This window comes from Kitasatospora sp. NPDC023120 (genome assembly GCF_055560835.1).
The window spans coordinates 1-5,427 of record NZ_JBVHHY010000075.1; the positions used below are offsets into that span (position 1 = coordinate 1).

Below are 5,427 nucleotides of genomic sequence, written 5' to 3' on the forward strand. Positions count from 1 at the left end.
ACAAGGGGTGGCGGTTCGCCTACAACGGGGTCGTGTTCACCGGCGCATCCAGCGTCGCAGTGGAGCGCTACCGCTACCGCGGAAGCGACATCCCGACCCCATGGACCCCGAAACCAGCAGCCGCCACGACAGGCGGCTGACCAACGGTCAAGACACGTGGAGCGCCCGGTGCGGAGAAATTCGCACGCCGGGTGCGGGAGGGGGCCCGAGGGAGACGACCGACGGAGACGTCGGCACCGCGCCCACGGGCCTACCTCACCGATCTGCTGGAGGAATCGCCGCATCTGGCTCCGTGGCGGCCCGAGATCGGCATCGAGCCCCGGCTCAGCGACGCCGAGCTGGTCACGCTCGCGGTGATGCAGGCCCTGCTCGGCCACGTCTCCGAGCGCCGCTGGATCCGCTACGCCCGCTCCCACCTGCGGCGCCTGTTCCCGTACCTGCCGGGCCAGTCGGGCTACAACCGGCGTCTGCGCAAGGCTGCCGACCTGATCGCCCGCGTCAACCGGCTGCTGGCCACCGACACCAGCCTGTGGACCGACAACGTCCGGGTGGTCGACTCCACCCCGATCGAGTGCGGCCGCTCTCGCGAGACGGTCAAGCGCTCCGACCTGGCCGGCTGGGCCGAGTACGGCTACTGCGCCAGTCACTCCCGGTTCTTCTGGGGTCTGCGGCTGCACCTGGTGTGCACCCTGCACGGCCTGCCCGTCGCGTTCGCGCTGACCGGCGCCAAAGCCGACGAGCGCACCACCCTGCTGGACATCCTGGCCACCGAGACCGACCTGGTGGCCACCCGGCCCGGTCAGACCCTGATCGGGGACAAGAACTACTACGGCGCCGCGTTCGAGCGTGAACTCGCCGAGCTGGAGCTCCGGCTCCTGCGTCCGGCCCGCAAGGGCGAGGCCGTGCGGGCCGGATCGCAGCTGTTCAAGCCGTTGCGGCAGGTCATCGAGTCGGTCAACGACACCTTCAAGGGTCAGCTCGACCTCACTCCCGCCCGCGACCAGCACGAGCGCCCCGACCGAGTGTCACGCCAGCCCCTCTGACCAGCACGTTCGAAGATGGCGAGGCCTCAGTGGCGCGAGCTGGCGCAGCGTCAGGTGGTGCGCGCCAGTAGGCCGCGACCAGCAGGACCCGGTCCTCGAGGGGCAGGCCCCATGGCCGGCCGTGGCGGCCAGTGTCGGCGCCCTCGCGACGCAGCATTGTCATCAGCTTGCGGCAGTCGCGCGGGCTCAGCCCGGTGAACGGGGCTATCCAGGACGGCTCCGACGCCGTGATCACACCAGCCACAGCGGGATCATCTCACCCGCTCTGACACTCGACTCGGCCGAATCTGGACCGACGAACCCATCAGGCAGGGCGGCGGCGCCGATAGTAGGCCCAGGCCAGGGCCAGCACGATCGGACCCCACAGCATCGCCGGGCTGACGCACACCCGGGCCAGGGCCATCCACCATCCGTTGCTGAACCCCGCCTCGGGCACGATACCCACCCAGACGAGCGGGTACTGATCGAACAGCGCGACCAGGGCCAGGCCACCCAGGACCGCCGGGATCACCGCGGCGAGCGGGGGCACCCGACGGCCGCCGAGGACCGGGATCCAGCGCGGGAACACCTCTCCCCACCCGGCCACCAGCCCAGTGGTCAGCAGACACAGTGCCTCGGTGAACACACTGAGCCCGACCACGTAGCCCGGTGCCCACCAGGGCATCGGCGGGCGGTGCGGATCGACCGTGCCCATCGCGAAGCCGACGGCGAACGGAAGCCGCCACAGGCAGTGCGGCAGCACGATGAACGGGAGGGCCTTGGCCAGCCGGAGGGCCCAAGTAGGGACGGGGCGCTCGGTATCGCCGAGCGGAAGGGCGAGCTGCATGCCCCCACCCTCGCCGAACCCCAACGACAGTGCGTCAGCCACACGCACGATCACGATCCCCCACGAGAGCTACCCCTTCGCCGTCCTGGCGGCTGGCCGTCGGCGGAACCTAGCCTCGCGCTTTCACGAAGCGGGCTGTCCGGCAGGTGATCAGCAAAGCAGAAAGTGCCTCTGACCAGCGAGAATGAGGATTGTCGAGGTCCCTGTTCCCGCACGCATCGGAGGCACTTCCCAGGTGAGCAAGCGTATCGGGTCCTACCCGCGTGTGCGGGTATCGGGTGGCGGCCACGGGGTCGTCTCGCAGGCGGGCGGGGTCCTGCTGGTGGAGACAGCGCGCCGCACGGGCCTGGCCTCCGGGTTGTCTGCGGCGCTCGCGCCGTGGCGCAAGCCAAGAGCGGTGCACGACCCCGGCAAGATCCTGCTGGACGTCGCGCTGGCGGTGGCGCTGGGCGGTGACTGCCTGGCGGACGTGGCCGTGCTGCGGTCCGAGCCCGGTGTGTTCGGGCCGGTGGCCTCGGACCCGACGGTCTCCCGGCTGGTCGACACCCTGGCTGCGGCCGGCCCACGGGCACTGGCGGCCGTCCGGCGGGCGCGGGCCGAAGTTCGTGAGCGTGTCTGGCGGTTGGCCGGCCAGGCCGCTCCGGACGCGGGCGGCGAAGTCGTCATGGATATCGACGGGGTCCTGGTCCTGGCTCACTCCGAGAAGCAGGACGCGGCCGCGACCTGGAAGAGGACCTTCGGCCACCACCCGCTGTTCGCGTTCGTCGACCACGGCAGGGAGGGCTCCGGAGAGCCGGTCGCCGGCCTGCTGCGGCCGGGGAACGCAGGCAGCAACACCGCCGCCGACCACATCGCCGCCGCCCGTCTGGCCCTGGCCCAGCTGCCGAAGAAGTACCGGCGCGGCCGGCGCACCCTCATCCGCACCGACTCCGGCGGCGGCACCCACGAGTTCCTCAACTGGCTCACAGCTCGCGGCAGGTGGCTGTCCTATTCGGTCGGGATGACCATCACCGAGAGCGTCCACCAGGCGGTGCTGCTGGTACCCGCCTCGGCTTGGACTCCGGCCGTCGAACCCGACGGCGCCATCCGCGACGGCGCCTGGGTCGCCGAGCTCGCTGGCGATGTCCTGCGCGGCTGGCCGAGAGGTATACGGCTGATCGTGCGCAAAGAACGCCCGCACCCCGGAGCGCAGTTGCGCTTCACCGACGCCGATGGGATGCGGCTGACCTGCTTCGCCACCAACACCACCGGCGCTCCGATCGCGGCCCTGGAGCTGCGGCACCGGCAGCGGGCCCGCGCCGAGGACCGCATCCGCGCTGCCCGCGACACCGGCCTGCGCAACCTGCCCCTGCACGACGCCGCCCAGAACCAGGTCTGGCTGGAGATCGTCCAGCTCGCACTCGACCTGCTCGCCTGGATGCCCATGCTCGCCCTGGACGGGCCCGCGCGCCGGTGGGAGCCCAAGCGCCTGCGGCTGCGGCTGTTCTCCGCCGCCGCCCAACTGGTGACCACCGGCCGTCGCCACTGGCTTCGTCTGGCCCGCCGTTGGGCCCTGGACCGAGACGATCACCACCGCGTTCGAGCGCCTGCAAGCCCTTCCCAACCCCGGCTGACCAGCAACGACGCCCTGTCCCGACGAGTCATCCTCCGGCCGGACCAGTGGAACCCGGCGCCCACCCGACGCGACAGCCGGGCCGCAGGCATGCCCACCACCGGCCACAAAGCCGAAACGGCCCGCCGAATGAACCGACGGACCGTCACGAAAGATCGAGGCTAGGCAGCCCTGTCAGAGATCAGTTAACGGGACAGCCCTTGGGACTCCGGGGCCAGGATGGCGCGTTGGGCGGCCTCGCTGCGGCCGCCCCGAGGATGTGGCCCGGGCCATTCACATGCTGGCCGCCACCACCTTCGTCACCGGCATCGTGCTCGACTGCACCGGCGGCACCAACCTTCCCACCGGCCGCTGACGGGCATCCCTTCCGGCGAAATCCTCGTCGGGCGACCTGGGGACGTAAGGACTAGCGTGGAAATGACGAACGTACCTGAAATTTCTCTGCCTGCGGCAACTGTTGATCCGTGCACCGGGGAGGCGTCGCCGTGGCACGCCGGCACAACCACAAGGAGATGGTGGGAATGTCGCACCAGTTCCCAGGTGCGGACAAGGGGTCCCCCGAGCGTGACGTGAGGGACGCGGAGCCCGTTCGGATACCCGACGGACTGGCCGGTGAGCTGTCTGCTCGCCCTGAACACACCGGCCGCAAGCGCGAGCTCTACCCGGACGTTCCGCTTGTTCTCGACGGAGAAGTGGTCGAGGACCTTGAACGCATGAACGCGGAAGTGACGCGGCCCTTGTTCATGACGCGTCTGATCCACAACTCGTCCCTGGCTCTGGGGGCCTTCACCGACCGCGAAGCGATGCTGTCGGAGGCGCGCCGTATGTACACCGACGCCGAGGAAGGGGCGCTGGAGGCGGCCCTCGAGGCGACCTGTACGCAGCCACCGGACGCCTTGCCCACACAGGTGTGTTTCTTCGAGGACATCGATGAGCAAGGCGACGTGAAGTGTGTGGAGGCGGGGCTGGGATATCCGGACCTGAGCAAGGTGCACAGAGGTTTTCTGGGCACAGGGGATTGGATTTTCGTCATCTCCTCCCTGAGCAAGTGCCGATTCGATGTATCACTCTTCGATCTCCTCGAATGGCACGGGGACGAGTTCTTCCAACCCAAGGGATGCAATACTCCCGATCTCGGCCGCTTCCGCTGGAACGACCTGGCGGTGTCCATCGTGAATTGGGGGACGTGACCCGCCGCCCGATGCCGGCGGCGCGGTGCGTCGCTCCGTCGGGGCAGCGGAACCGACGCCCGTACTGTGTGGAGGTGCACCACGATGTCGAAGGCGCGGCCCAGCGCCAGCGGCGGCGTGGGGTTGTTCGGGTAACGCCCGGGGATGACGTACGTCGGGCGCGCCGTGTCCAGCCAGGCGCCCACGCCGGGGGTGCGGCGGGCCGCGCGCAGGTCGACGTAGAAGTCGCGGTGGCGCACCTGGTCCAGGGTGTACTCGTTGCTCCCGGGTGCGGCGGGGCCGACGCTGAAGACACCGCTTTGCCCGTTCGCCGTGCGGGCGCGGTAGTCGCCGCTGTGGACGGAGGTGCCGACGGCGAGGTACTCGCGGCCGACGAGCTCGCGCAGGTCGGCGCCCTTCGCACCGCCGAGCTGGACGACGCCGAACGCGCCACGCTCGACCAGGGCGTCACCATACGGCGCGGCCAGGGCTACACCCTGCGTCACCGCCGTGCCCACGGTCCACCGCCAGCTCCTCGACCACTGCCAGCCCCTCGACGGCACCACATCGGTGCCGGTCCAGCGCAAGGCCCGCCGCGAGTACGCGAACCGAGTCAGCAGCCTCGGCCAGTAACCAAGATCATCCCGTGGCCCCTTTTGGGCTTACCTCGGCGATCCCCCTGGAGGTCCGCGGGTTCATGGAAACTGAAGGGTTCTCAGCCGGAACCCGAGGATGGACTGTCTGGTTTTCGTGGGATCGGCCTTCGGGTTCAGGCGA

At 69.9% G+C, this 5,427-nt stretch carries 3 protein-coding genes and 4 pseudogenes; 4 read left to right on the plus strand and 3 right to left on the minus strand.

All coding sequences use genetic code 11. The features are described 5' to 3' along the window. Nucleotides 1-263: 263 nt before the first annotated feature. Nucleotides 264-986 (plus strand): annotated as a pseudogene (locus ACZ3TI_RS40475) (IS982 family transposase); the annotation flags it as partial. An 84-nt stretch (nt 987-1,070) separates the two neighbouring features. On the opposite strand, the pseudogene ACZ3TI_RS40480 reads toward ACZ3TI_RS40475, so the two are convergent. Then, nucleotides 1,071-1,287 (minus strand): annotated as a pseudogene (locus tag ACZ3TI_RS40480) (IS5/IS1182 family transposase); the annotation flags it as partial. Nucleotides 1,288-1,347: 60 nt separating this feature from the next. Then, nucleotides 1,348-1,869, minus strand: coding sequence for a hypothetical protein (locus tag ACZ3TI_RS40485; protein WP_465735530.1), 522 nt, complete (start codon nt 1,867-1,869; stop codon nt 1,348-1,350). A gap of 235 nt (nt 1,870-2,104) precedes the next feature. On the opposite strand from ACZ3TI_RS40485, the pseudogene ACZ3TI_RS40490 reads away from it, so the two are divergent. Both ACZ3TI_RS40490 and ACZ3TI_RS40495 read left to right on the plus strand, forming a co-directional pair. Next, a pseudogene (locus ACZ3TI_RS40490) lies at nt 2,105-3,482 on the plus strand (IS1380 family transposase). Nucleotides 3,483-4,002: 520 nt separating this feature from the next. Beyond that, the gene (locus ACZ3TI_RS40495) at nt 4,003-4,671 is read left to right on the plus strand and encodes a hypothetical protein (RefSeq protein ID WP_465735532.1); all 669 of its coding nucleotides are present in this window, start codon (nt 4,003-4,005) and stop codon (nt 4,669-4,671) included. Between the two features lie 125 nt (nt 4,672-4,796). Here the strand turns inward: ACZ3TI_RS40495 and ACZ3TI_RS40500 are convergent. Beyond that, a pseudogene (locus ACZ3TI_RS40500) lies at nt 4,797-5,216 on the minus strand (erythromycin esterase family protein); the annotation flags it as partial. Between ACZ3TI_RS40500 and ACZ3TI_RS40505 the strand changes: the two are divergent. After that, entirely contained in the window at nt 5,161-5,283 is a 123-nt protein-coding gene (locus ACZ3TI_RS40505) for a hypothetical protein (RefSeq protein WP_465735534.1), read from the plus strand. The pseudogene ACZ3TI_RS40500 and the gene ACZ3TI_RS40505 sit on opposite strands and share 56 nt — an antisense overlap. The last annotated feature ends 144 nt before the right edge of the window (nt 5,284-5,427 follow it).

What these genes read in the sequence shown, in the direction of transcription:
- ACZ3TI_RS40485 (WP_465735530.1), bottom strand. Translation starts at nt 1,869, where the DNA reads ATGCAGCTCGCCCTTCCGCTCGGCGATACCGAGCGCCCCGTCCCTACT.
- ACZ3TI_RS40495 (WP_465735532.1), top strand. Translation starts at nt 4,003, where the DNA reads ATGTCGCACCAGTTCCCAGGTGCGGACAAGGGGTCCCCCGAGCGTGAC.